Here is a 22,633-nt window from a genome sequence, read left to right as displayed (position 1 = left end):
CGGCAGACTTACCGGCTCGATCCGCCGCTGCCGCCCGACGCGCCGCCCGAACTGCCGCCGTGACCGCTCGACGCGCCCGTCGATCCGCCATTGCCGCCGTTGCCGGCGCTGCTCGACGAGCCGGTGCCGCTGCCCGAACTGCCGCCCGCGCCTCCGCTCGCACTGCCCGCGCTGCCGCCGTGACCACCCGGACCACCGCCTGCGCTCCCGCCCGTGCCGCCCGTCGCGCCACCGGTGCTGCCGCCTTTTCCTCCCGCGCCGCTACCGCTGCCGCCCGTCCCGCCCGATGCGCTGCTCGTGCTGCCGCCGGTGCCGCCAGAGCCACTCGTGCCTCCGCTCGAACCGCTACCGCTTCCCGCGCCGCTGCTTGAACTTCCGCCGCTGCCGGCAGAACCGCCGGCCGAGCTACCGGCGCTGCCCGAGCTTCCCGAACTCGAACTCGAACTCGAACCCGAGCCGGCGCCGGACCCGGACCCGGACCCGGACCCGGACCCGGCACCCGATCCAGAACCCGACCCGGACCCCGCGCCTTGCCCCGCTCCCGCGCTCGCGCCTGTTCCATTCGCGCCTGCGTTCTTGCAGCTTGCCGTCACGGCATGCGTGCATCCGGTCTCGGCCGACGCCGCCATCGACTCGGCGCCGCCGGTATCCGACTCGTCCTGTGCATCGCACAGCACAGGAAGCGCGGCCAGCAAAAGCGACATCATCAAGCGACATCCGACCTTCGACCCATTCATGACGTTTGTTCGCATCGTCCACCCCCTCCCCCGTTTCAAAGAAGCCGAAACTTTGATGTCCGGTGTTTTTATCGATGACGTCTTCCATACTTTGCGATCCTAAAGAAATGGAAGATGTGCGAACAATGGCACGATGCGCGTACGGTTCTGTGCGGTTCGCCACAGGACATGACGATCTCTCGACAAAACGACATTCAAATACCGTTTATCGAGAGATTCTTTGAGGTCTCCGCCGGATCCCTAGACCGTGTACGGGTCTCGGTACACTTTTTGAATAGTGCTACGAATGAATCGAACGACGCACGCCGTGACGCTCGGACCACACCGGGGCGCGACGGATCAGGACGACGATTTCCGTTTGGGCATCGCGTGCGCGATGGCCTTGACGAATTCCTCCGTCACGCGCGGCAGTGTTCTGCCGCGCTTCTTGACGAGGGCGATCGGCCGGACGAATGCGGGATCGTCGATGGTCCGCGTCACGAGACCGGGCTCGGCGCGGACCTCGCGAGCCGAGGCCGGCAGCACCGATACACCGAGTCCGCCTCGGACCATGGCCACGGCGGTCATCATATAGGTCGGCTCGCATGCGATATCGGGCGAGCATTGCGCCGCGGCCAGCGCGGCGTCGACGACCGCGCGCACGCTGGTGCCCGGCGCGGTCAGCACGAGCGGCGTGCCGCCGAGATCCGTCACCTTGACGCGGCGTTTGCGCGCGAGCGCATGGCTCGTCGGACACACGACGACGAGCCGGTCCTCGCCCGTATGCAGCACATCGAGCGTCGCATCGACGGTGTTGCCGCCTGTGACGCCGATATCGACGTCTTCATTGCGTACGAGCGTGTTGACGATGTTCGCAACGACATCGCGGATCTGAAACTGGGCTTGCGGCACGCGCGTTCTGAACGCCTGGATCAGCTCGGGCAACGCGCTGGCCGCAAACGTCGGCAGACACGCGAGACGCACCGTGCCGCTCGCGCCTTCACCGAGCGCGCGCGCGTCGCGCAGGGCCTGTTCCATATCGTTGAGCGAGCGCTGCAGCAAAGGCAGCAATTCGCGTCCGGTCTGCGTCAAGGCGACGCTCCGGCTATTGCGATCGAACAGCCTCGCGCCGACGGTCTCTTCGAGTCGGCGGATTTGCACGGTCAATGCGGGCTGCGAAAGATGCAGACGCGTCGCGGCACGCGTGAAATTCCCGGCTTGCGCGACGGTGACGAACGCGCGGATATCGCGGAGATTCAGATCCATAACGTGTTTGGATAACTGCGATCAAATCATTTCAATTGTGTTATCGGCGCATCGAACTTACGCTGGCTCGCACTAAAAGACAAGATCGGAGACAACCATGCTGGCTTTATTGGGGATCGCCACGATAGCGGTCTTGCTTGCGGCGATCCTGACCAAGCGGCTTTCGCCGCTCGTCGCGCTGATCATCGTGCCGGTCGCGGCGTCGCTGCTCGGCGGCTTCGGATTGCAGACGAGCAAATTCGTCATCGACGGCATCAAGAGTCTGGCGCCCGTCGTCGGCATGTTTGTCTTTGCGATTCTGTATTTCGGCACGATCACCGATGCGGGGACACTCGATCCGATCATCGATCGCATCCTGCGCGCGGTCGGCACACGGCCGACGCGCATTGTCGTCGGCACCACCTTGCTCGCGTTGCTGATCCACCTCGACGGCTCGGGCGCGGTCTGCTTTCTCGTCACGATCCCGGCCATGTTGCCGCTCTACGATCGCTTGCAGATGGATCGTCGCGTGCTGGCCGCCGCGGCGTCGATGGCGGCGGGCATCAATTTCCTGCCGTGGACCGGACCGATGATTCGCGCATCGGCATCGCTGCACGTACCGATTTCGTCGCTGTTCAATCCGTTGATTCCGATTCAGGCGATCGGGCTTGTTTTCGTCTTCGGCGCGGCCTATTGGCTGGGCCGCCGCGAAGAAAAGCGTCTCGGGCTGACCCGCGCCGACGGTGCGATTCCGATGCCCACACGCGAACTCACGCCCGAACAACAGGCGCTGCGCCGCCCGAAGCTGTTCGTGTTCAACATCGTCCTGACCGTGCTCGTGCTCGGCACGATGGTCGTCATGGGCGAGAAAGTGCCGCCCGCGCTCATGTTCATGGTGGGCCTCTGCGTGGCGCTGATCGTCAACTATCCCGACGTCGACATGCAGCGCAAACGCATCGAAGCGCATGCGCGCGCGGCGCTCATGATGGCCGGCATTCTGCTTGCCGCGGGCGTCTTCACAGGCGTCATGCAAGGCAGCGGCATGCTCAAGGCGATGGCGCAGGCCGCGGTCGGCTTCGTGCCGCAAGGCATGGCGAGTCAGATCCCCGTGGCGTTGGGCCTGCTTTCGATGCCGCTCAGCATGCTGTTCGATCCGGACTCGTTCTACTTCGGCGTGCTGCCCGTGGTCGCCGAAATCGCGAGCCAGCTCGGCGTGCCGGCCGTCCATGTCGGACAAGCGGCCCTGCTCGGACAGATGACCACGGGTTTTCCGGTCAGTCCGTTGACGCCGGCGACGTTTCTCGTCGTCGGCTTATGCGGAATCGATCTGGCCGATCACCAGAAATTCACGTTCCCTTTGTTGTTCGGCGCGTCGATCGTGATGACGATCGCATGCGTCGTGTTGGGCATCTTTCCTTGGTAAGACTTGGCGGACGATTTTATGCATTCCACATCGGCAGCGGACGCACGGCGCCGGATTCGGCTCGGCGCGGGCGCGGGGTATTCGGGCGATCGCATCGAGCCCGCCGTCGAGCTTGTCGAACATGGCGAACTCGATTACCTGATCTTCGAATGTCTGGCGGAGCGCACGATCGCGATCGCGCAACAAGCGCGCCGCAAGGATCCGTCGCAGGGCTACGACCCCTTGCTTGAAGCGCGGATGCGCGCCGTGCTGCCGCTTGCGGTTCGGCGCGGCGTGCGCATCGTGTCGAATATGGGCGCCGCGAATCCACGCGGCGCGGCGCTCGCGACGGCGCGCATCGCGCGTTCGCTCGGCTTGCGCACACTCAAGATCGCCGCCGTCGGCGGCGACGATGTACTCGATCGCGTGCTGTCGGAACGCTTTCGCTTCGAGGAGACGGGCGACGATGTCGCCGCGTACCGCGATCGGATCGTGTCGGCCAATGCCTATCTCGGCGCGGAGGCGATCGTCGCCGCGCTCGATGCGGGCGCCGACGTCGTGCTGACCGGACGCGTCGCGGATCCGTCCCTGTTCACCGCCCCCTTGATTCACGCTTTCGGCTGGCGCATGGACGACTGGCGCACGCTCGGACAAGCGACCGTCGTCGGGCATTTGCTCGAATGCGCGGGACAGATCACCGGCGGCTATTTCGCGGATCCGGGTTTCAAGGACGTGCCGAATCTCGCGCGCCTCGGCTTTCCGATCGGCGAAGTGAGCTCCGACGGGACGGTCGAGATCACGAAGGTCGCGCATGCGGGCGGCGCCGTGACCGAGGCGACGTGCAAGGAACAATTGCTTTACGAAATCCACGATCCCCGACGCTATGTGCAGCCCGACGTGGTGGCCGACTTCAGCGACGTCCGCGTAAACGCGCTCGCGCGGGACCGCGTGAGCGTATCGGGCGGTAACGGCGCGCCGCGCACGGACACGCTCAAGGTATCGGTCGCCTATGTCGACGGCTATATCGGCGAGGGGCAGATTTCATACGGCGGCCCCGGCGCGCGCGAACGCGCGACGCTTGCGCTCGAGATCGTGCGCGAGCGTCTCGCGTTGACCGGCGTCGAAACGAGCGAACTTCGCTTCGATCGCATCGGTATCGACTCGCTCTACGGCGACACGGCACAGGACGAACGCGGCGAGCCCTACGAAGTGCGGATCCGTGTCGCGGGACGCGCGGCGTCGGCCGAGCAGGCTCAACGGATCGGCAACGAGGTCGAAACGCTCTATACGAACGGTCCCGCCGGCGGCGGCGGCGCGACGAAAACCATGCGCGAGGTGATCGCGGTCCAGTCGGTGCTGATGCCGAGAACGGCGGTCCGTCCGACATTCGAATTCGTGGAGGCGGCCGATGAAGCTGCGTGAACTCGCGCACGCGCGCACGGGGGACAAGGGCAATACGCTCAATGTCTCGGTGATCTGCCATGACCCCGCGCACTACGCGCACCTGTCGCGCGAATTGACGCCGGAGGCCGTCAAGGCGTGGCTCGCCGATATCGTAAAAGGAGACGTGATCCGGTACGCGTTGCCGAATCTGGCCGCGTTCAATTTCGTGCTCCGCGATGCGCTCGGCGGCGGCGTGACGCGCTCGCTCGCCATCGACGCGCATGGCAAGAGCGTGAGTTCGGCGTTGCTGGGAATGACGATTGCGGCGCCGGACGAACGCTAAACGCCCGCCCCTCTTTGGCGCCACTTGTCATGACTACGGCTTCGGATACGCCTCGACGACGTCGCCGGCGACATAGCCGTGCTCGACGCTGATATTGCGGAGCTGCACGCGCAATTCGACCGCTTTGACGACGCCCTTGCAGTTTTGCTGGTGAATGTCGATCGACCACGTACCCGAGCCGCCGACGCCTTGATCGAGCAGCGAAAGCGGATGCCCTTGCGCATCGACGTGCGTGAGGTTCAGTTGGCCCATGAAACGGCACCCGGCATTATCGTCAAGCTCGACGGCCTGACCGAGCGCAGACGCATCGGGGATGCTCTGGAGCAGCGCGAGCCGCTTTCCGGCGTCGTTCGGGTCGGATGCCCAAGCGGCGCTCGTCAATGTGCAAAACGCGACCCACGTCAGAAACAGCGATGTCCTCTTCATTCGATACTTCTCTAGTTCTCGTGCGAAAGTGGCATTCATCCAGCCGATCGGATTCCTTGGCGAACCGATCGGGCAGTATACCGGGGAGCGCGTCACGCCCCGCGTGCCGCGCGACGTCGACGTCGACGTCGCGCGCGTGTCGCAGTGTAGATTGAAAGCCGCTTGTTTGGCAGGACACCCACCATTACGAATGGTGTCACGCGGATCGTGCGCTTTGCCTCAGGCGAGACCGAGAGCGGCTCAAGGTCTGGCTTGGGAGCTCGCCGAACGTGGCGCGATAGTGTTCCGAGAATCGCGAAAGATGCCGAAAACCCCAGTTGAGCGCGGTCCCTGAAACGGAACACGAGGGGCTCGGCGCGAGAAAATCGCGCAGTGTGCAATTCAAACGCTTGTTGAGAATCCACCCTGTCGGGGTCATGTCGACGCTGCGTCTGAACGTGCGTTCGAGCGCACGCCGGGTGCAGCCGATCTGTTCGGCCGCGTCGGAAATGGCGAACTCCGCATCGGCGTCCGATTCGCATTCGATCATCGCGATGCGTTCGCACGCGAGAATCCGGCGAAAATTGCGTTCTTGCGCCGCGGATCGTCCCGATCGGATCTGAGCGCCCGCTTTGGAGAGGATGTCCGTGCACACGAAAAGCAAGGACCGATACACGTCGCGCGCGAGATGCGCGTCGATCTCGCCTTCGCCGCTTCTCCAATTGACGGCCGCCACCGCCGCGCAGATCGCGTTCGCGAGCGCCGCGCGCCGTGCGGGATCCAGATGGATCGAGGTGGACAGGGTTGCCGGCAGGATCATCGGGCGTCCGACGCAAGCCACGGCCCATCTTTGAAAACACGCCTCCGTCACGGCAAGATTGACCCAGCTCGACGCACCGGCGGCATGATACAAAAACTCCGCGCCGGGACCATAGAGCTGTACCTCGTCGGCGCCGGCCAATACCGTGTTGTATCGGGTGACGTCGTTACCGGCGACGGCGAAACTCACGCAAAACGCATCCTGCGGCATGCGACCCTGCGCGATCACGGGAAAATCGTACTGTCCGACATCAAGGTGAAGCTCATCGAGCACGAGCTGGTGATGCTCGAGTGTGCCGGCTTGCGCGTGCATGAGTCGATGTTCGACATGCCCTCCGTACAACACGTCATAGGCTAGACAGGGTTCGAAACCTGAATAGACGGTTCGTCGATAGGTCGATTGGAGTTCCATTTCGACACTCCTCGAATGTGTTCTTGAAGCGATTACAGCCCGGAAGAGCATCGCACACGCCGCCTGTCTCGCTCCCCGTGCGGCGTGTACGCGTACTTCCCGGCGTCTCTGCTACTCCACTGCGTCAGCTTGTTGCCGGAATTTGTTCAAAGTCAGCCTCGGTGGTCTCGACAGCCGGCGTCGTATCGGTCGCGGCCGGCGCGGTCAACGTCAGCGGCACCGTGATCGAGCAATTGATCGACAAGCGCGGCTTGTTGCCCATCGATTGCCAAAAATTGCCGAGACTATTGAGTTCCTCCGTAGGCGGGATCATGCGCGTGTACGCACGGGGCAAGCCTTTAAGCTGCCGATTGTTCACCAACGCGTTGACGACCTGATTCATGGCCATCATCGCCTGCGAGTCGGGCAGCGCGACGGGACCGTGGGAATCCGTCGACGTTACCGTTTCCCAATAGGTAATCAGGTAGTTGCAGTTCACGTTAACCGTACCGGGTGCGTACACGTGCGTTGTCGAGTCGTATTTGCGCGCATCTCCGCTGCGCATCTGTAAGTCTTCATGGATTTCATAGAGGAAGACGCTGACCGTCGGAACCGAAAACTCGCTATCTCGATCGGGAAGCGCGAACGTCAGATCGATGCCCGGACTCAGATAGTCTTTCAGTGCACTGTGCAGTGCCACGTTGACGCTGATGATCGAGGCATCGGAAGCGACGGACGGATCGGAAGGCGTGGACATGAGTCGGACTCCTGTTAGTGCGGTTCAAATAGAATTCGACCCGTTTTGGCGAGCTCACGCTTGACGGCCAGGTCGAGATGGCGTTGACGTATGGAGCTGTCTCCCGCAGCTTGAGCCAGCCAAGTCGCCAACAGCGCGACGTTGCGAATATTCGCGCCCGTCAGTGGAATACGCTCGGCCATGCTGGTGAAATCGACCTCGGGGTCGACACCGACGCCAGGCGGCCAGATCGCGCGCCACATCCGCTCGCGCAAGATCGCGTCGGGATACGGAAAGCGAACGATGAAGGTAAATCGGCGGCTGAACGCATCGTCGAGGTGGCTTCGATTGTTGGTCGCGAGAATCACGAGCCCCGGATAATTCTCGAGACGCTGCAATAGATACGACACCTCGATATTCGCGTGCCGGTCCTGTGCATCCTTCGTTTCGCTGCGTTTCCCGAACAAGGCGTCGGCTTCGTCGAAGAACAGCACGCCCGCATCGCGCTCGGCGAGATCGAAGATCTTCGCGAGATGCTTTTCCGTCTCGCCGATGTACTTGTTGACGACGACGGACAGATCGGCACGAATCAGATCGACACCCAGTTGACCGGCCAGCACCTCGGCCGCCATCGTTTTCCCTGTCCCCGAATCGCCGTAGAACAAGGCACTGATGCCTGTACCGTACCCGATCTTCGCGCCGAAGCCCATGTCGAGCACATCGTCGCGAAAGCGCGCCGCGCTGATGATATCGGTCATTTGACCGAGCACGCTGTCGGCGACGACGAGGTCCGCATAACCTCGGCGCGGCGATATTCTTCGCGCAAGCTTTCCGAAATCCTGCTGCGCACGGAGTTGCAGCGCCTTCAACATGTCCTCATGGTCCATGTGGAGCGCACCGCGTCGCCGGCGATAAAGATCGGCTTCACGCGCAATCACGGGCAGATCGTAGGCGGAGAATCCGAATCGCTGGCTTAACGCTTCGCAATCGACCGTTGCGTCGGGAGGCACGAGCGCATACAAGTTCGCCGCGCGTTCGCCCCGCGTCATGATCGGCAAGTCGAAATGCAGTTGAGGCACGTCGGCGAGTTTCGGCGGCGACGCATGCGCGTCGATCAGACACACGACCTGCAATCCTCGCTGCTCGAGCAACTTCACGATCAACGCCTGCAGGTCACGCCCGTCGTCGGTCGTGGCGGACGTGAGTCCTTGGATGACGAGACACGCTTCGCGCAAGCGGATGTCCCTGAACAAGCTGCGGCAGGCGGAGAGTCCCTGCGTTCCGGCCCGCGAGAGCGTTTCGCAGTCGAGCGCATACGTGTCCATACCGTATTGCGCCGCGATTTGACTGACGAGCCGCTCCGCGCCCGCCCCCGGCGCGGCACGCAACACGGCCACGGGATGAATATCGAGGCGCGGCATCTCGATCCATGCCTCGATCTGTTCAACCACGGAGCACACCGACGGCACATGCTCGATCTCGATGCAGCTCACCTTCTCGATTCCGAGTTCGAACGGCGGCGCATAGGGATGGCCAAGCAAGTAGTGATAAACGCCGATGTCGGTCAACAAGGTGCATTGCGTCCAGCCGTCGCTCGATTGTCCGGGGCGGTCCATCCATCGCACAAGCCCATGCCGGATCAGACTGCCGTCCGCGGACAGACTGCTTTGACGCGCGAGCCGCTCGGCGGGAGTGTCACAAAAGAGGCTCAGCGCGAGTTCGATCGTCGGCAGCCTCTTTTGTCGTTCGCTATCCTGAATATCGGAGAACAAAAAATGGTAACGACTGTCGACGTGCACCATGAGCGCGAGCAACAGCACGTTCCACTCGAATTCATTGAGCTCGAAATTGCTCGCAAGCCGATGCATCGCGCCGGGCGGCGGTACCGGCGGCGTCGGGTCGTCCGACTCCCACCAGTGCGGCACGCCATGCGGCTCGGCGATGCGCGATTCGACGCGCTCGGGCGCCAGCAGAAAGTGACCGGGGAACGGCACCGGATCCTCGCTATGAATACGGTGATAGCGCCGCTGCAACAGCAAGTCGATGCGTTCGAGCTCGGGCATCAGCGCGCCCCAAGCGGGTCCGACATCCAGCGCTTCCGCATCCATGGCGGTCAGGACATTCCAATGAGGATTTCGCATTGGGTTCTCCAGGCCTTGCAGCTCAGGTTGTCCGACATGCCTTTATCTCACGAACCGGCACGTCCATTCCATCTAACCGGGTTTTCCCCGACGCCCGACCACGCGACGGGCGCCGGGACTCCCCTCCGCGACATCCATGTCCGGCATGCTCCATTCAATCGACCACGGCTGCGGCAGCCACGGCAGCGTCAACGCATTTAACGGCCAGGGCCAATCGGCAAGCAGAATGTCGAAGGCCTGCGACGGGACTTCGAGCATCGGCCCCGATGCCGCGACGCTCAGCATGCCCGGCCGCCTGAGAAAGAATCGGCAAATATCCTCGATCCGCAAGGTTCGCCAGCCGGGCAATTGCCGCACAGCCGTCGATAACCATTGCTCGGCGGCCTCACGCATGTGATCGGCATGCACGCGCTCGGGCAGCAGCACGTCTTCCGAGACGCCGCACAGAAACCGCGCGACTGACATCTGGCCGTCGAGCGGAACGTCGCCCAATGCGATCCAGTCGAGCCAGAGCGCGCATTCGACTTGCGCCTCCGACGACGTAAAGCGGCCGTCCTCGTACAAACCCAGGCGTCGAAACAGATCGGGCAGCAGCGGCCATAGCGTGACGAGGCCCGCATTCGCGACAAGGCGGACTTGCGGCGCCACGTCGGACATCGATTGTGCAGGCATCGGATTCGACGCGCCTTGCGTGGCCTTGTCCATCATCTCGCTCAGTCCTTGCATCCGCGGTTGCCGCCGAATCGCGTCGACCCATGGCTGCAAGCCGCGAGACGCGTGTCGAGACACGACAGTCCGCGCGATATCGGTGTCTGCCGACGGATCGATCGACATGACGTCGCCCCGTTCGGGCGGCGCGATCGCGATGTCGTGTTCGTGCGCGTAGCGCAACGACTCGAGCAGCACGCGTTGCGGGGTCGCACGGTCGGACCAGCCCATCAAATTCGCAAGTTCGACTTCGCCGACCAGCGACACCAAGTTACGCCGCGCCGTTTCGAGCAATCCGCTATCGGCGACGACGCGCCGCCAGCGTCCCGGATCCGTATGCATGCCGCGCCTCAACGCGTCGATCAACGCACCGCGATGTGTATTGTCAGGCGCGCGCAAATACGCTTCGAATCGGCGTGACGATGCATCGAATACCTCCTCCCCCTCATCGCCTACGCCCACGTCGAACCGATCGCGCATGCGATCGATTCGATCCCGGACGCCGGCTTCGAACATCTTCAAACAGCGCTCGCGCAAAAGACTTTCCAAGCGATCGAGCGATATCTGACCAAGATCGATCGTCAAGCGATCGATATGGAGCGTTCGATCCACGCCGGAATCAATTGCATTTAGAACAGTTTCACACTCCGAAGAGAGCACACGGCGAAGAACGTCGGCACATCGGCGCGAGAGCATGTCATGCATGCCAAAAGGCAATTCAAGTTCAGCTTGAACGAGGGTTATCGTGTGCGTCATGGCATGGCACGATGCATTGCGTTAGTTAAACGGCGCTATGCAATTTTCATGATAAAGACAAGGCTGTAATACGGAATCTTGACGGAGACGGTATGATCATGATCAAAGCCTGTCACGGTTGCCCCGTGATTATGAGGTTGCCCGTATGTCGTCGGGTCGCCATATTGCTCCGCATACAGCGCCCCGTATTCTGAGTTCTCAATATCAGTTGCTAGACGTCCGTATGTTCTATCCTGATCGCCACCGCTAGCGATTCCTTCCTCAAAACCACCCAACGTGGTGTAATAAACATGATCGTGAATCTTTAGCTCCAATTTCGGAATTTCTGGTGCCAACAAAACATGATCTTGCACTGTCACAACCAAATCTGAATTCGGCGTCGTCGATGTCGTGGCCGCCACATACATCGCGTTGACCCCGCCAGTCATCGTGACGTCGCTATTTGTATCACCCGCCGTCAACCCGGCCGATCCCATGACGAATCGGTTCTTAAGGTTCGGCGTACCTGTCGTCCCGTCGCAGACATGCCATCCGGTCGGCGGCGTCACGGTTCCACTGAACATCAGAATGGTCCCGATGGGCATTGCGGCCATCGGATCGCAGCGCAGCCCATCCGCGTCGGCCACGATGCCGCCATTCGGCTTGACTTTGACTTTGAGCTTCCCGATATCGGCGGCGTCGGTCATCAGTTCAAGACCCAGTCCGACGGTGTTATCGGTCTGATCGGGGCTTTGTCCGATCGCCAAACGACCGCAATCGGCAATGTCGATGAGTTCCGCAAAATCCGTGTCGAGCGGGATGCTGCCCGCCGCGAATTTGCCCTTCAACGCCTCGGTCGTTCCGCCCGTCGTCGCACGCGCCGATTTACGCTTCGTCATGATAGGCTCCTTGCCATTCATATTGTCGATCCGCTCGCCGTGCTGCCCTTCGGCACGAAGAACAAATATTCCACGAGAATGTAGTCCGCATTCCACTCCGTGCCATCAGCGCCGACGGCGGCCGCCCGCTCGTCGGGGGTCGCGACCTTCATCGATCCGATGCCGGTATTTAACTTAACTGGAACCGTGCCGAGTCCGAGCTTCCAGAGCAATTGCCACGTCGCGGTGCTTGGTGCGGTTTGTCCGTCTTGCCAGCTCGCATAGCAAATCGCAAAACTCTCGAACGATTGGCTGCTCTCGCTATCGCCGGTGAGCCAGTGAATCATGAGCGCCACATGCGCGGGCAATTCTTCTTGCACGCATTGCTTGATCCAAGCTTCGGTCGCGTAGGGATCTCCGTTCGCCGGCAACATCGTCTTGTCGAGCACCAGGCTCACGATCATTGAAAACCGATCAGCAGTATTCAACGTATACCAGACGTAGTTCGCAGCATCGGCCGCGAGCGGATACGTATCGGAGGAATCGACCCGAGCGACCGTCACCGTACCTTGAATACCGTCGACATCTTGAACAGTCACCTTGACCGGCGTCTCCGCCGATGTCAGATCGAACGGGACGATCGACAGCGTGTCACCGATCCGAACCCCGGCCGGAAACGGGAAAGACTCAGGAATCGTCAGCGTAACCGGATCGACCGGCGACGACGGCGTGTCGGACGCATATTGAAGCCGATAGAGAATCTCTTCGAGCCAATTTTTGCAAGCTTGCCACGTGAGATCCTTGGCAGCCTGTGCCGTCAATACGGCATCGACCCGCAAATCAAGCACTGGATTCTCGTCGATGCGTAACGTGAAGGTCTGTGTGTTCGCATCGACCGTATCGACAATCAGCGCTTGCAACGTGATCCTGCTTTCTGTCATCGCATACAAGACAAAATCGATCAATTGACCCTTTTTGAGATTTGCGAGCGAAGGTGTCGCCGGATTCACGACGGTCATGATCAGCCCATCGTCCGACACCGTGACAGTCGTCGGATAGGTCGGCACGTCGTAATCCGCCGATGGCTTGACAGGCAGCAGCGCGCGGTGTTCGACAAGATAGAACGGCAACTCGCCCATATCGACCGGATCGACGAACAGATTCGGCCCCAATCCCAAACGCGCCGCAATGCGCTTTTGTAGCGCGGACACCTGATCGATTCGAATATTGTCCCGCGAGTAAGCGAGCGTCGTGATTTGCTTCAGGTACGATTGCTCGACGCTCAGAAAATCGTCTTCGGTCGTGTCGAGCATCCGCGACGCGCGTTCCGTGCCGAAATAACCCAGCAAGTCATCGAGAATTCGAAGTTCCTGGTCGTAGTCATTCGCCAAGGACGCGCTCTGCGCAATCAACGCGGACTTGTACAAGGTATGGGCCGCATCCCCGGCGCTTCCGGCAGCGTACGGCCATTGTTCACCCCAGACCGTATCGCCGGTCCGCTCGAACGAAAGCAGCTTGGGCAACATCGACAATTGCGCGCAGCCGTTGGCCATCGCCTGCTCGAACGCGAGAAGATATTGAAAAAGCGGTAACGGAGCACCCTGCTCGGGTTGCAACTGCAAGCCATAGCACGGCGGAATCTTGTCGCTGACCGGATGATATTGCGCGACATCCCGCGGCTTACCGTACGGCAAAACGACGGGCGAATTGTCTTCGATAACGACGGGCGGGAGCGCCGCCGCAATGTCGTCTGCCGTCGCACTCACGTATGTCCCATCCGCCGTCACCAAGCGGACGTGTTCGACAAAGCTGGCGAGATCCGCACCCCATGGCAGAGGGTACTGACCCGGGGCCGCTGTCTGCCAGATCCACGGCTCGGTCGCCGTGGCGGACGCTTCCGTCAATGAATGAATACGCTTGACGCCGTCGATCTCCATCCACTTTTCGGCAAGGCCGCTCAGGTTCACAACCACCGCGTGCGTGTAGTCGGTCTGCGCCGGCAGTTGCGGTTGCCATCCATGTTCAAGATAAGGACCTTGATAGATGTCTTGCGCTGTCAGGCCTTGATCCAACAATGTTGCCGTCTCGACGTGCGATACCGCCGGCGAAATGTATGCGCATGCGGCCGAATAGAGCTGAGCCTGAATGTCGGCGTAATTGTGTACACCCGCTTCGACTTCGATCTCTGCGACAGGAACAATCGGGTCCGCGCTCGTCCAATTCACCTGACTGACGCTCTCGCAAAGATTTCGGTTATTGAGGAGAAAATCGCTCAATACGGCTTGCGCATCCGAGTCCGCACTCCACACGCCGGGCATCGGTTCGACATAGAGCCTGTAGTTGCCGCGCAGATAGTACGTAACGGTCTCGTCCCCCACCTCCGGTTTGACAAACGTAAACACCAAGCTCGACTTGTCGTAGTAATAGACGTAGTCGTAGTCATACGAAGGCTTTTCGGTATCCGTGGAGTTCAACGGAAAGATCTGGACGTTACGAAATAGATACGTCGTGCGTGCGGTATTCGTGAGATCCAACAACGCACGTCGATAGTCATCGAGCGTGATCGGCCCGCACGTCAACGCCGTCTGCGGGCCGAAGTCCGCCGGGAAAATGCCCTGACCGTCGACCTGTTCATCGATCGGCGGCGTCAAGAGATCTTCGAGCGGCAACGTGTGCCGATACGCAAGATCCGAGACGCTATAGCTATACCCCTCGAGAAACGTCACACCGGGATCGTGTTCGCCCATGTCGGTCCAGATCTGACCGCCGAAGCGCTCGACAGTCCGCTTGGCCTGTTCGTAGAGGGCGTCGAAGTGAATGTCCGCCTGCACGAGGCGAAACAATGGCATGCGGTCGTTCATACGCGTGTCCTCGGCGAAAGGCGTGCGGCCGTACTCGCGGCGCCGATCGCGAACGTGCGCGTATCGGCATCCGGCCACGCCAGAATCAAGACTTGGTCCACGTCGGCTTCGACGGAAACACGTGCGCCGTCGAGTGTCATGTCGTTGACCTCAACGACGAAAGGCTGCGACTCGATAAACGCCATGATCCCGTAGAAGTCGAGCGTGTTGCCTACGGTCACACCGCGCTGTCCATCGAGAATCCACGGCATGTAGCGCAGAGTCAGACGCTCTTTGAGCTGCCGATAGCCATAATCGGGGTTCACATTGAACTCGACGTCATACGCGATGGTGACATCCCGATACGTCGGATTCTTGAGCACGATCGTCGCCCACGCCGAATCATGGGCCTGTAAATAGCCCGCCATCTCGTTCAAATGCGATGTACTGAACACGGGCCGCAAAAGGTCCTGGTTGTCCTTCCTCGCATTGACCGGAATCACGACAAGACTTTGCGTGACCGACGCGGGTAGCTTCGTGATGGTGTCGGCCGGCGGGATCGCCGCGTCGAAGACCTCGGGATACTGCGCATTGAGCAAGTTCGCCATGTCGCGCCACGTCAAGGCGCGCATGCGATGCGACAGGCGCTGCGCCGTTTCCGCGAAAAACGCCATGGGCGTCTGCGCGGGTGCGCCACCCGTCGATGCCCAGGGTTGCGTCACGGAACCCAGCGCGGCGTTCGGCGTGACGGGGCGCGAGATCGTGCCGGCGGCGAGCGGGCTGCGGAAATGGTCGGCCGGGACCGTCTCCGGCGCGTCGAGCGTCGCGGTCATGGCATTCGCCAGAATGTCTTGCAGCCAGATATCACCCTCGTTCGACACCGCATTGCGAACGATTTCCGCTCGGATCCAGAACCGCCCCGCCGGCATGCACGGCGCGTCGTTTGCCGCATCGTGCGGCAGGATCGCCGTCCACAGACCGCTGTCGAGCAGTCCTTGCGTGCCGTCGACGAGCGTGTCCTCAAGCGAGATCCACGCATTGCTTTCATTCAAATAGGTCCACTCGATCGTCAGCGTCTGCGGACTTTGCAGCTTCCAATAGAGCGATAGCGTTTCGCCTGGCGTGCCATCCGTCAGGCCGACATAGAGATAGGATTTCGCGCCGCCGCTCGGCGCCGCCGCACTGCCGTCGATGTAACCGAACGGGGTGAGCTGGTATTGCGTAAAGCCCGCTGCCGTCACGGTGAACACGATCGACATGCTGTTGATTTGCGGCGTGTACGGCGGATTGAGTGTTTCGGTACCCGCGTGCGTCTGATAGTACTGGTACCCGAAATCGCGCCCTGTGAGTTCGAAGCGTACCCATCGCGGCCAATCGCACGGGTCGGACGGTTCGCTATCGCTCACGGGCAACTCGGCCGGCAGGCGGACCTTGAGCGGTGCAGCGACTGGAGCGCCTGTCGTACTGGCAAACAAGGGTTGCGTCGTCGTTCCCGTACCCCCAGGCGGCACGAGCGCAGACGCACCGACCGACGACACAAGCAGCGGACTCACGACGAAGTCGGCATTGCTCGCCGGTGCGACCGACGCATCATAGCCCGCATGCCACGCCGGAAAGTCGACCGTCGGCAATCCGATCCAATTCGGCGTGACGGTCAGATCGATTGTCGTACTGCGCCCGCACCAATCGGGCAGCATCAAATTGAAGCTATTGCCGACAACGGGTGCCGTGCCGAACGGATAGCTGATATTTTCGGGGCGACTGACGCCGCTATCGGTGCTGTAACGCAATGCGGCGGGGTCGTTGACCGTCACGGTGAGCGCCGTGATCTGCGGCACGGTCTTCCCGGCGATGGATCCCAGCCGCATCACTGGCACGTCGAGCGTCATGCCGTCGAGCCCTTGAGGCGCGCTGATCGCCGGGGCGTCTTGCGACAAGACCCAAATCAAAGTCGTGCCGGATAGCGGCGAGGACGGATCAAGAGCGAGATCGAGCCATACGTCCCCCGCGCTGACTTGCGCCACGGTCACGTCCGCCGCGGTCACCGATGCGCTGAACGTCACCGAGAATTGCCGCGTGCCCGACGTCATGCCGAGCGACTCCGACGCAATCATGCGTCCGGAAATCACCGATGTTTGCGTGGTCGACGAATCGAAAAGGCGGACACCTGCCGCAGGCCACGCAACGGCGCCCTGCTCGTAAGGCGTCGCCGACAAATACATCGTCGGTGAAGTCGGATCTGAGTCGGCCGGATCAGGTTGCACCCAGCGCAAATCCGTCCACGCGCTCGGGTTGACGAGCACGTCGTCGTCGAGCGCGTACCGCACGGGCGCGCCGTCTTGCGCATCGCCGCCGTCGAACAGCGTACCGGCCGCCAGGAAACACGCGCGGGCCGTCGGACTCAACGTGAATCCGAGCACGACGTGATCCGCTTGAGCGGGTCGCTCGTCAAGACCGAGGAGGCTTCGGTAGTACAAGTTCCGATGCGCGAGCGGAAGCGCATTCAACAACGCGCGCGGCGTCTTGAGCAACTGCAGGAAGGCAAGCAGAAAGGCCTGCTGCGGCAACAGCATCCCGTCCGCACCGTCGGTATTCGCGAACACCTGTGCAAGCGAATCAGGCGTCAAACCCGACATGAAAAAGAAATCGGCCCATGTGTTCCCGCTCGTATCGAACGGAATCAGTCCAACATAGGCTTGTAGTTGCGCAAGCAAGGTCGCGTCGCTTCGGTCGTCGAGCCTGAAGACCGCGTCCGGTGCGCGTTGCGCGAGCACGCTCTTTAGTTCATCAAGGCCAGGCATGTCCGTGGTCTCCTCTTTCCTTGTGTCCCATCAAGCGCGCGCATAGTGCTGACGCGCGATAAAGTTGCCGCGCCCGATACTCGGCGTCATCGAATCCGGCGTATTCGGCGGACTGATCAGCGTCGCCGGAACGGTCGGCGTGAATCGCGCCGTGAATGGCAAACCGCACACGATCAAGGGCGGCCGACCGACGATGCACGGCGTGAACTGGCTCGCGTCGAGCATGTCGATGCTGACCATGCCTTGTCCCGGTGTATAGCCGGTCACGAAATACCGTGCGGGCCATCGATCCCGCTTTTCGTCGCCGAGCACGCACATCCGGCGCTTCGATACGCTTGCCACGCCGCTCGCCTTGATCAAGGCAGGGGCGGTCAAGACGACGAGACGATGGCCGAACATCGCTTCGAAATTCACGGCGTCACCGTCGCACACGATGAGCGAATTCATACGATCCTTCCTCGATCAGCGGTATGTACATCAACGACGCCCGCCACTCTGCGCTCGATCGCATGGCCGCGCAGGCAGTACAACACTTCGACCGCGACCCGGCTCGTGCTCCCGATCTGTTCGACGCGGATCGCCCTCAGACTCGCCCGCGGTTCGTAAAGCAGCACGGCGTCGACGATTCGCGTTTCGATATCGCTCATGAGTTCGCTATTGATGCTCGCGAACATCACGTCGTAAAGCGCGCATCCGTAGTCCTCGCGCATGATCCGTTCGCCGGGCTCGGTACTAAAGAGGATGCGCAAACTCTCGCGCACGTCCTCCGCGCCCTCGGCCATGTCCACGCCCACGTCGAGCGAAAACGCCGGTGGAAATGCCCAACCGCGGCCAAACACGCGTGTCAGCAGGTCGTCGTTCATGTCGATACACGTCCCTTCAAGACGGATCGCGTGATCCGTCAGTTTTCTAGATCGATGCGAGCGCCGCGTATCGTGACCGACGTACGGCCGGTCGCATCGACCTGGTCTGCGTCGACGGTCACGCGTGGCGCATCGATCTTGCAGTCTTGCTTGCTTGCGATATTCACGCCGTTTTGCAACGTCACGCTGTCGTCCGGCGATTCGAGCGACACTTGCGGAGGCTGACTGTCGAATCGCAACTCGAACTTCTGCGCGCCTTGCGTGACGACCAGCGCCTTGATCGCGTTAGTCACGCTGGGATCGATCGGCGCCGGATTTCGCGGACTGTGCATCGCACCGAGAATCACGGGACAACTCGGGTCATCGTCGAAGAAACACACGACGACCTCGTCCCCGACCTCGGGATAGAAGCAAAACCCGCTCAACGCGCTCGCATACGGCGGCGCGATACGCGCCCAGATCGCAGGACAATCGTCGCCCAGTACAGGGAGCTTGACCCTGAGCCGCTTCATGCCGGTCGGATCCACATCGAATTCGCGCACGACGCCGATATGCAGTCCAGGCGCTCGAGATACGGAACTCATGTCCTTGACGACGTCGTCGGATCCGAGCGTAAGCATCGTGCGCCATCCGTCCGCGTCGGAGACGCGTTGCGTGATCCCCGTCACGATGCCCATGCCATCGAACTGCGTACCGAAGCCGGCGACCCGCGCGGTTTCTCCAAGGTCGAACCGCGTCGACCCTTCCGTCAGGAACGAGCCGCAGGCGCGTGTCGATTGAAGATTCATCAACAGGCTCTTCGCGAGTGAACGCGTGCCCTCGACGCCCAACGAACTGCTGAAATTGAATGCCCACTGCGTGCGATTGAGCTCACCGCTCGTCGAGCAATCGAAGGCCCCCGTGCCCAGCGGCACGGACATGCCCCGCTGACTATCAAACACCTGTGTGCGTTCATCCCAGCTCCCCGCAGTCAGCGATGACGGTTGCGACAGCACGTTGAACCGCCATTGCCCTTCTTCGATCCGCACGCCGATGTCGGAGGACGTTACACGCTGACGCAACTCGGGACCGCGCGGAACCGTCACGTTCGGTGTCTCGATCCGGACACCCCGCGGCGTCGGAAACAGCCACACACCGTTTGCATTCAGACGGCACCGCAGGAAATGCCAGTCCGAGCAGCGAAACTGGAGCATCTGGTCGTGCACGAGATCGAGTCCCGACATCGCAAGCACCGGAATCGTCTGCATCGTGAGCAAGTTCGCGACGATGAGCGCATCGGTCGTCCGATCAAACACTTGCGAACGATGCGTGTTCTGAAGTTTCTGCAATTCATGGCGCAGTTGCAGCGTCAAGACCGGTCTCGAACGCGAGAGCTTGAGCTGCTGATCGACGACGATGCCCTGGAAAATCAGCGTCGATTGTGCCTTTGATTGCCTCAGATAGATCGAGGCGTTCTGACCCGGCCGGCACTGCGCGATATCCTCGACGTGACGCGTCAGATCATCAAGCGCATTGCCTTCGACCGACAACGTCACGCTTGCGACAGGAATCGCGTTGACCTGATGCACGGTCTCGACGAATTCGACCTTGAGCGCGCTCAACGGACGTCGCGCCTCGCCTGTCATTAACGTGATGGTCGGGATCGGGTTCATGAGACTCAGGCTTCCGTGTTCGTTGAAACCTGCACACTGTCGCCTGGCGACGTGGCGTCGGGCGAATCGAGGTCGTTATCGGCCGCAATCGCCAGGTAGGTCACATATCCCGCGAGAAATGCCGATGTCTGAGCGGCCACGGCCGCCAACGACGTCGCATCCGGCATGTCGATCACGACGCGGTTCGGCGACTCGAGCTGCCCCTTCGCGCCCTGGAGCAAGGAGCTATCGTCCGCCATCAATTCAAGTAGCACCGTGGCGCGGATCGGTTCCGCGTCGCGTTCAAAGAGCGTGTAGCGAACCGACATTCCCGTAATGCGTCCCGGGAAGTACCCATGATTGTTCCAGCTCATCCTGCCCCAGTAGATGTTCAAATAGCGGGGCTCTTGACTTGCCGCATGCACGTCGTAACAAACGGTCTTGAGGCGTGCGATCTGGCGATCGATCGATCCCCAGTTGCCCGGCATCGTCGCGTCGAACAGAAGCTCGATCGACAATCCGCCCGGCCGCGTTCGAACATAGCGGTTCGTTTCCTCGGACGTGTTGATGAAGTTCTCCGCCGCGTACTCGGTCCGGTAGCCCAGATTCACGGAGTCCGGGTTGTATCTGACGGACATCCGGTCCACGCGATGCACTCGATTGCGATCGCTGTACGCAACGATCGTGAGCTTCGCGGGCTGTCGCAATGTGATGCTCATAGTTCCCATCCCCTACGCCGTTCTTCGAGCAGTTCAAGGACACGCCGCGCAATCGTCTCGACGGTTCTCACGTCCACTTCCCGTTCAAGCGGTTCCCGCGCGCGGAGCTCGGGCGATTCGGCAACGACATGCGCTCGAATCACGAGTTCGTGGATTTCGATCGTCATAGCCGCACTCCCAGCAACGTCATGTCCTGATACCGAAGTTCAAGCGTGTTGATCAGGATCTGGTTGCTGGCCGCATCGAGATCGCCGAATTGCCAGCGGACCGGAATCGCCTTGGTCACAATCCAGTTCGTCGTGGGCGCATGCACCGCGTCGATCACCGAAATCACGGCATTGAAGTAGACGACCCTGCCGCCGTTGAGTTGACGATTGAACATCAGCGTCAGCGGTGTCGCGACCATCACGCCGCGTTCGAGGACCAGCGATCCATGACGTAATTTGTTGGCGAAATACGTGTTGCGTTGATTCTCGCCACCCTCCGAATACGCGGTGACGTCCCGGTCGCGGCTGAGTCCGCGAATGCGCTGAAAGCACACGTCGAAGACGTCCATCGCGGGGATCCGTCCGAACCAGAACGTCGCCGCGAAGCGGTGCGAGACCGAAGGTTCGTATAGAGAGAGGTTGTCCATCAGGTCCACTCCTCGTCCACGCCGGCGTCGGTCGGCATCACGGACACGCCCGCGTTGAACGTCACGCTCACGTCGATGAATTCCGCCGGATAGGCGACCGCGAGGCCGATTTTCATGATCATCCGGCCTTGATCGATATCGTCCTGCGTCATGCTTTCATCGAGACCGATCTGGACGTAAAACGCGTCGGTTTCTTCCGCCCCGTATAGGCCGCCGTCCATCCAGAGTTCACGCAGAAAAATATGGACAAGCCCGCGGAATCGGATCCACGTCAGCGCGTTGTTCGGTTCGAACACGAAATGCTGACCGATCTCGCTGACTTGCGTTTCCACATACGCGACGAGACGTCTGACCTGAACATAGACCCACGGTGACGCCGTATCGGCGATCAACGTGCGGCAGCCCCAAATCCGGATACCTCGGCCCACAAAGCTGCGAATGAGATTGAGCGACGCACCGTTCTGCTGAAACAAGCCGTCCGACGCGAGCCACGACTGAGTCGGCTTGATGACATTCGCAAGCGGTACATTGGCGGGCGCGCGCCAGGTGCCGTATTGGCGATCGGTCGTCGTCATGGCGCCGGCGATCGCCGCGGATGGCGGCAGAACAATCGGTGTTTGATTCGCATCCCGATAGTTCGACACGAGGCGTGGCCAGTAGGCAGCGCCCCATTCCGGGTGATCGGGCGTCAACGCGAGGAAGCTCTCCAAGCACGTCGTTGCGTTCGTGGGCGCATCGGGACAATCGAACAAACCGAAGACCCCGTCGCGCGACCGGCAAATCTCCAGCAAGGCATTCCAGGCCTGGGCCCAATTTGCGGTGTCGGTGTCCGCGAGCAACACGGTGTCCGGAATGGCCGCCAGGGTAATCGTCAGTTCTTGTTGAACAGCCTGACGAATTCGGACATCCGAGAACGCAGTGATCAGATCACTCGGCGTGATCGTGGCCAGCACGCTGTAGTCGCCCAGCGAAAGGACGAATCCGCCTTGGCCGCCGTTGTCGAAATAGTGCTGGACCGCGTAGCTCAGGACCGAGTCGGAGGTCGAGTTGCCACCGAAGGCCGTCGTGTAGTCGTCATAGCTGTTAACGGCGATCGGCACATAAGTCGCGCCCTTCTCCGTGTAGCCGATGAACAGCGGCACCGCGGTCGGCTCGGGATCATACGCACCCGCGACCGTGCGATCGCTGTAACTGACATCGGGTTGTTGGATCTCCATCATGGCGTCGTTCCCTCGATGCGGTT

The 22,633-nt window shown here is 61.3% G+C and carries 20 protein-coding genes; 3 read left to right on the top strand and 17 right to left on the bottom strand.

All coding sequences use genetic code 11. The features are described from left to right. Positions 1-8: 8 nt before the first annotated feature. Both D7S86_RS29090 and D7S86_RS12405 read right to left on the bottom strand, forming a co-directional pair. Positions 9-707, bottom strand: a complete 699-nt coding sequence (locus D7S86_RS29090) for a hypothetical protein (protein ID WP_147432312.1) — start codon at positions 705-707, stop codon at positions 9-11. A 369-nt stretch (positions 708-1,076) separates the two neighbouring features. Continuing rightward, positions 1,077-1,982 (bottom strand): LysR family transcriptional regulator, encoded by a 906-nt coding sequence (locus tag D7S86_RS12405; protein WP_121086812.1) that lies wholly within the window; start codon positions 1,980-1,982, stop codon positions 1,077-1,079. Positions 1,983-2,079: 97 nt separating this feature from the next. Between D7S86_RS12405 and D7S86_RS12400 the strand changes: the two genes are divergently transcribed. Genes D7S86_RS12400 through D7S86_RS12390 form a run of 3 tightly spaced genes read left to right on the top strand, consistent with a single transcriptional unit; the run spans position 2,080 to position 5,089 of the window. Next, positions 2,080-3,384, top strand: coding sequence for a CitMHS family transporter (locus tag D7S86_RS12400; protein ID WP_121086810.1), 1,305 nt, complete (start codon positions 2,080-2,082; stop codon positions 3,382-3,384). Between the two features lie 18 nt (positions 3,385-3,402). Beyond that, positions 3,403-4,785, top strand: coding sequence for an acyclic terpene utilization AtuA family protein (locus tag D7S86_RS12395; RefSeq protein ID WP_121086964.1), 1,383 nt, complete (start codon positions 3,403-3,405; stop codon positions 4,783-4,785). Then, positions 4,772-5,089, top strand: a complete 318-nt coding sequence (locus D7S86_RS12390; RefSeq protein WP_121086808.1) for an AtuA-related protein — start codon at positions 4,772-4,774, stop codon at positions 5,087-5,089. Before D7S86_RS12395 ends, D7S86_RS12390 begins: the two co-directional genes overlap by 14 nt. Before the next feature lie 33 nt (positions 5,090-5,122). Here D7S86_RS12390 and D7S86_RS12385 read toward each other — a convergent pair whose 3' ends face one another. The 15 genes from D7S86_RS12385 to D7S86_RS12320 form a co-directional block, all read right to left on the bottom strand. Continuing rightward, the gene (locus D7S86_RS12385) at positions 5,123-5,515 is read right to left on the bottom strand and encodes a hypothetical protein (protein WP_121086806.1); all 393 of its coding nucleotides are present in this window, start codon (positions 5,513-5,515) and stop codon (positions 5,123-5,125) included. 196 nt (positions 5,516-5,711) lie between these two features. Further along, on the bottom strand, positions 5,712-6,725 hold the full coding sequence (locus D7S86_RS12380) for an AraC family transcriptional regulator (RefSeq protein ID WP_158601932.1): 1,014 nt from the start codon (positions 6,723-6,725) through the stop codon (positions 5,712-5,714). 124 nt (positions 6,726-6,849) lie between these two features. Then, positions 6,850-7,461: a Pvc16 family protein gene (locus tag D7S86_RS12375; protein ID WP_121086802.1), complete on the bottom strand. Its 612-nt coding sequence runs from the start codon at positions 7,459-7,461 to the stop codon at positions 6,850-6,852. Between the two features lie 14 nt (positions 7,462-7,475). Further along, positions 7,476-9,581 carry an ATP-binding protein gene (locus D7S86_RS12370; RefSeq protein ID WP_121086800.1) on the bottom strand — a complete coding sequence of 702 codons (2,106 nt, stop codon included), beginning with the start codon at positions 9,579-9,581 and terminating at the stop codon, positions 7,476-7,478. A gap of 72 nt (positions 9,582-9,653) precedes the next feature. Then, positions 9,654-11,045 (bottom strand): contractile injection system tape measure protein, encoded by a 1,392-nt coding sequence (locus D7S86_RS12365; RefSeq protein ID WP_276313410.1) that lies wholly within the window; start codon positions 11,043-11,045, stop codon positions 9,654-9,656. Positions 11,046-11,080: 35 nt separating this feature from the next. Continuing rightward, entirely contained in the window at positions 11,081-11,923 is an 843-nt protein-coding gene (locus D7S86_RS12360; protein WP_147432310.1) for a phage tail protein, read from the bottom strand. A 17-nt stretch (positions 11,924-11,940) separates the two neighbouring features. Further along, on the bottom strand, positions 11,941-14,553 hold the full coding sequence (locus D7S86_RS12355) for a hypothetical protein (protein ID WP_147432309.1): 2,613 nt from the start codon (positions 14,551-14,553) through the stop codon (positions 11,941-11,943). 206 nt (positions 14,554-14,759) lie between these two features. Further along, a complete protein-coding gene (locus D7S86_RS12350; RefSeq protein ID WP_147432308.1) occupies positions 14,760-17,543 on the bottom strand; it encodes a hypothetical protein in 2,784 nt (927 codons plus the stop codon). Between the two features lie 30 nt (positions 17,544-17,573). Beyond that, on the bottom strand, positions 17,574-17,990 hold the full coding sequence (locus D7S86_RS12345) for a hypothetical protein (protein ID WP_121086790.1): 417 nt from the start codon (positions 17,988-17,990) through the stop codon (positions 17,574-17,576). Further along, positions 17,987-18,406 carry a GPW/gp25 family protein gene (locus tag D7S86_RS12340; protein ID WP_121086788.1) on the bottom strand — a complete coding sequence of 140 codons (420 nt, stop codon included), beginning with the start codon at positions 18,404-18,406 and terminating at the stop codon, positions 17,987-17,989. Before D7S86_RS12340 ends, D7S86_RS12345 begins: the two co-directional genes overlap by 4 nt. Before the next feature lie 38 nt (positions 18,407-18,444). Then, positions 18,445-20,058, bottom strand: coding sequence for a phage baseplate assembly protein V (locus D7S86_RS12335; protein ID WP_121086786.1), 1,614 nt, complete (start codon positions 20,056-20,058; stop codon positions 18,445-18,447). A gap of 5 nt (positions 20,059-20,063) precedes the next feature. Further along, positions 20,064-20,756: a CIS tube protein gene (locus tag D7S86_RS12330; protein WP_121086784.1), complete on the bottom strand. Its 693-nt coding sequence runs from the start codon at positions 20,754-20,756 to the stop codon at positions 20,064-20,066. Next, positions 20,753-20,923, bottom strand: coding sequence for a DUF5908 family protein (locus D7S86_RS30665; RefSeq protein WP_420813234.1), 171 nt, complete (start codon positions 20,921-20,923; stop codon positions 20,753-20,755). Before D7S86_RS30665 ends, D7S86_RS12330 begins: the two co-directional genes overlap by 4 nt. Next, positions 20,920-21,390, bottom strand: a complete 471-nt coding sequence (locus tag D7S86_RS12325) for a phage tail protein (RefSeq protein WP_121086782.1) — start codon at positions 21,388-21,390, stop codon at positions 20,920-20,922. The genes D7S86_RS30665 and D7S86_RS12325 overlap by 4 nt, the downstream gene beginning before the upstream one ends. Beyond that, positions 21,390-22,610: a phage tail sheath C-terminal domain-containing protein gene (locus D7S86_RS12320; protein ID WP_121086780.1), complete on the bottom strand. Its 1,221-nt coding sequence runs from the start codon at positions 22,608-22,610 to the stop codon at positions 21,390-21,392. Before D7S86_RS12320 ends, D7S86_RS12325 begins: the two co-directional genes overlap by 1 nt. Between the last annotated feature and the right edge of the window lie 23 nt (positions 22,611-22,633).

The sequence above is a fragment of the Pararobbsia silviterrae genome, assembly GCF_003628125.1.
GTDB classification, from domain to species: Bacteria; Pseudomonadota; Gammaproteobacteria; order Burkholderiales; family Burkholderiaceae; genus Pararobbsia; species Pararobbsia silviterrae.
The sequence above is the reverse complement of the archived record's forward strand: the minus strand, read 5'-3'. Positions and strand labels throughout refer to the sequence as shown.

Bases quoted from the DNA above. Each gene is read 5' to 3' on its own strand.
- D7S86_RS29090 (WP_147432312.1), bottom strand. From the start codon at position 707: ATGATGTCGCTTTTGCTGGCCGCGCTTCCTGTGCTGTGCGATGCACAG.
- D7S86_RS12405 (WP_121086812.1), bottom strand. From the start codon at position 1,982: ATGGATCTGAATCTCCGCGATATCCGCGCGTTCGTCACCGTCGCGCAA.
- D7S86_RS12400 (WP_121086810.1), top strand. From the start codon at position 2,080: ATGCTGGCTTTATTGGGGATCGCCACGATAGCGGTCTTGCTTGCGGCG.
- D7S86_RS12395 (WP_121086964.1), top strand. From the start codon at position 3,403: ATGCATTCCACATCGGCAGCGGACGCACGGCGCCGGATTCGGCTCGGC.
- D7S86_RS12390 (WP_121086808.1), top strand. From the start codon at position 4,772: ATGAAGCTGCGTGAACTCGCGCACGCGCGCACGGGGGACAAGGGCAAT.
- D7S86_RS12385 (WP_121086806.1), bottom strand. From the start codon at position 5,515: ATGAAGAGGACATCGCTGTTTCTGACGTGGGTCGCGTTTTGCACATTG.
- D7S86_RS12380 (WP_158601932.1), bottom strand. From the start codon at position 6,725: ATGGAACTCCAATCGACCTATCGACGAACCGTCTATTCAGGTTTCGAA.
- D7S86_RS12375 (WP_121086802.1), bottom strand. From the start codon at position 7,461: ATGTCCACGCCTTCCGATCCGTCCGTCGCTTCCGATGCCTCGATCATC.
- D7S86_RS12370 (WP_121086800.1), bottom strand. From the start codon at position 9,581: ATGCGAAATCCTCATTGGAATGTCCTGACCGCCATGGATGCGGAAGCG.
- D7S86_RS12365 (WP_276313410.1), bottom strand. From the start codon at position 11,045: ATGACGCACACGATAACCCTCGTTCAAGCTGAACTTGAATTGCCTTTT.
- D7S86_RS12360 (WP_147432310.1), bottom strand. From the start codon at position 11,923: ATGACGAAGCGTAAATCGGCGCGTGCGACGACGGGCGGAACGACCGAG.
- D7S86_RS12350 (WP_147432308.1), bottom strand. From the start codon at position 17,543: ATGCCTGGCCTTGATGAACTAAAGAGCGTGCTCGCGCAACGCGCACCG.
- D7S86_RS12345 (WP_121086790.1), bottom strand. From the start codon at position 17,990: ATGAATTCGCTCATCGTGTGCGACGGTGACGCCGTGAATTTCGAAGCG.
- D7S86_RS12340 (WP_121086788.1), bottom strand. From the start codon at position 18,406: ATGAACGACGACCTGCTGACACGCGTGTTTGGCCGCGGTTGGGCATTT.
- D7S86_RS12335 (WP_121086786.1), bottom strand. From the start codon at position 20,058: ATGAACCCGATCCCGACCATCACGTTAATGACAGGCGAGGCGCGACGT.
- D7S86_RS12330 (WP_121086784.1), bottom strand. From the start codon at position 20,756: ATGAGCATCACATTGCGACAGCCCGCGAAGCTCACGATCGTTGCGTAC.
- D7S86_RS30665 (WP_420813234.1), bottom strand. From the start codon at position 20,923: ATGACGATCGAAATCCACGAACTCGTGATTCGAGCGCATGTCGTTGCC.
- D7S86_RS12325 (WP_121086782.1), bottom strand. From the start codon at position 21,390: ATGGACAACCTCTCTCTATACGAACCTTCGGTCTCGCACCGCTTCGCG.
- D7S86_RS12320 (WP_121086780.1), bottom strand. From the start codon at position 22,610: ATGATGGAGATCCAACAACCCGATGTCAGTTACAGCGATCGCACGGTC.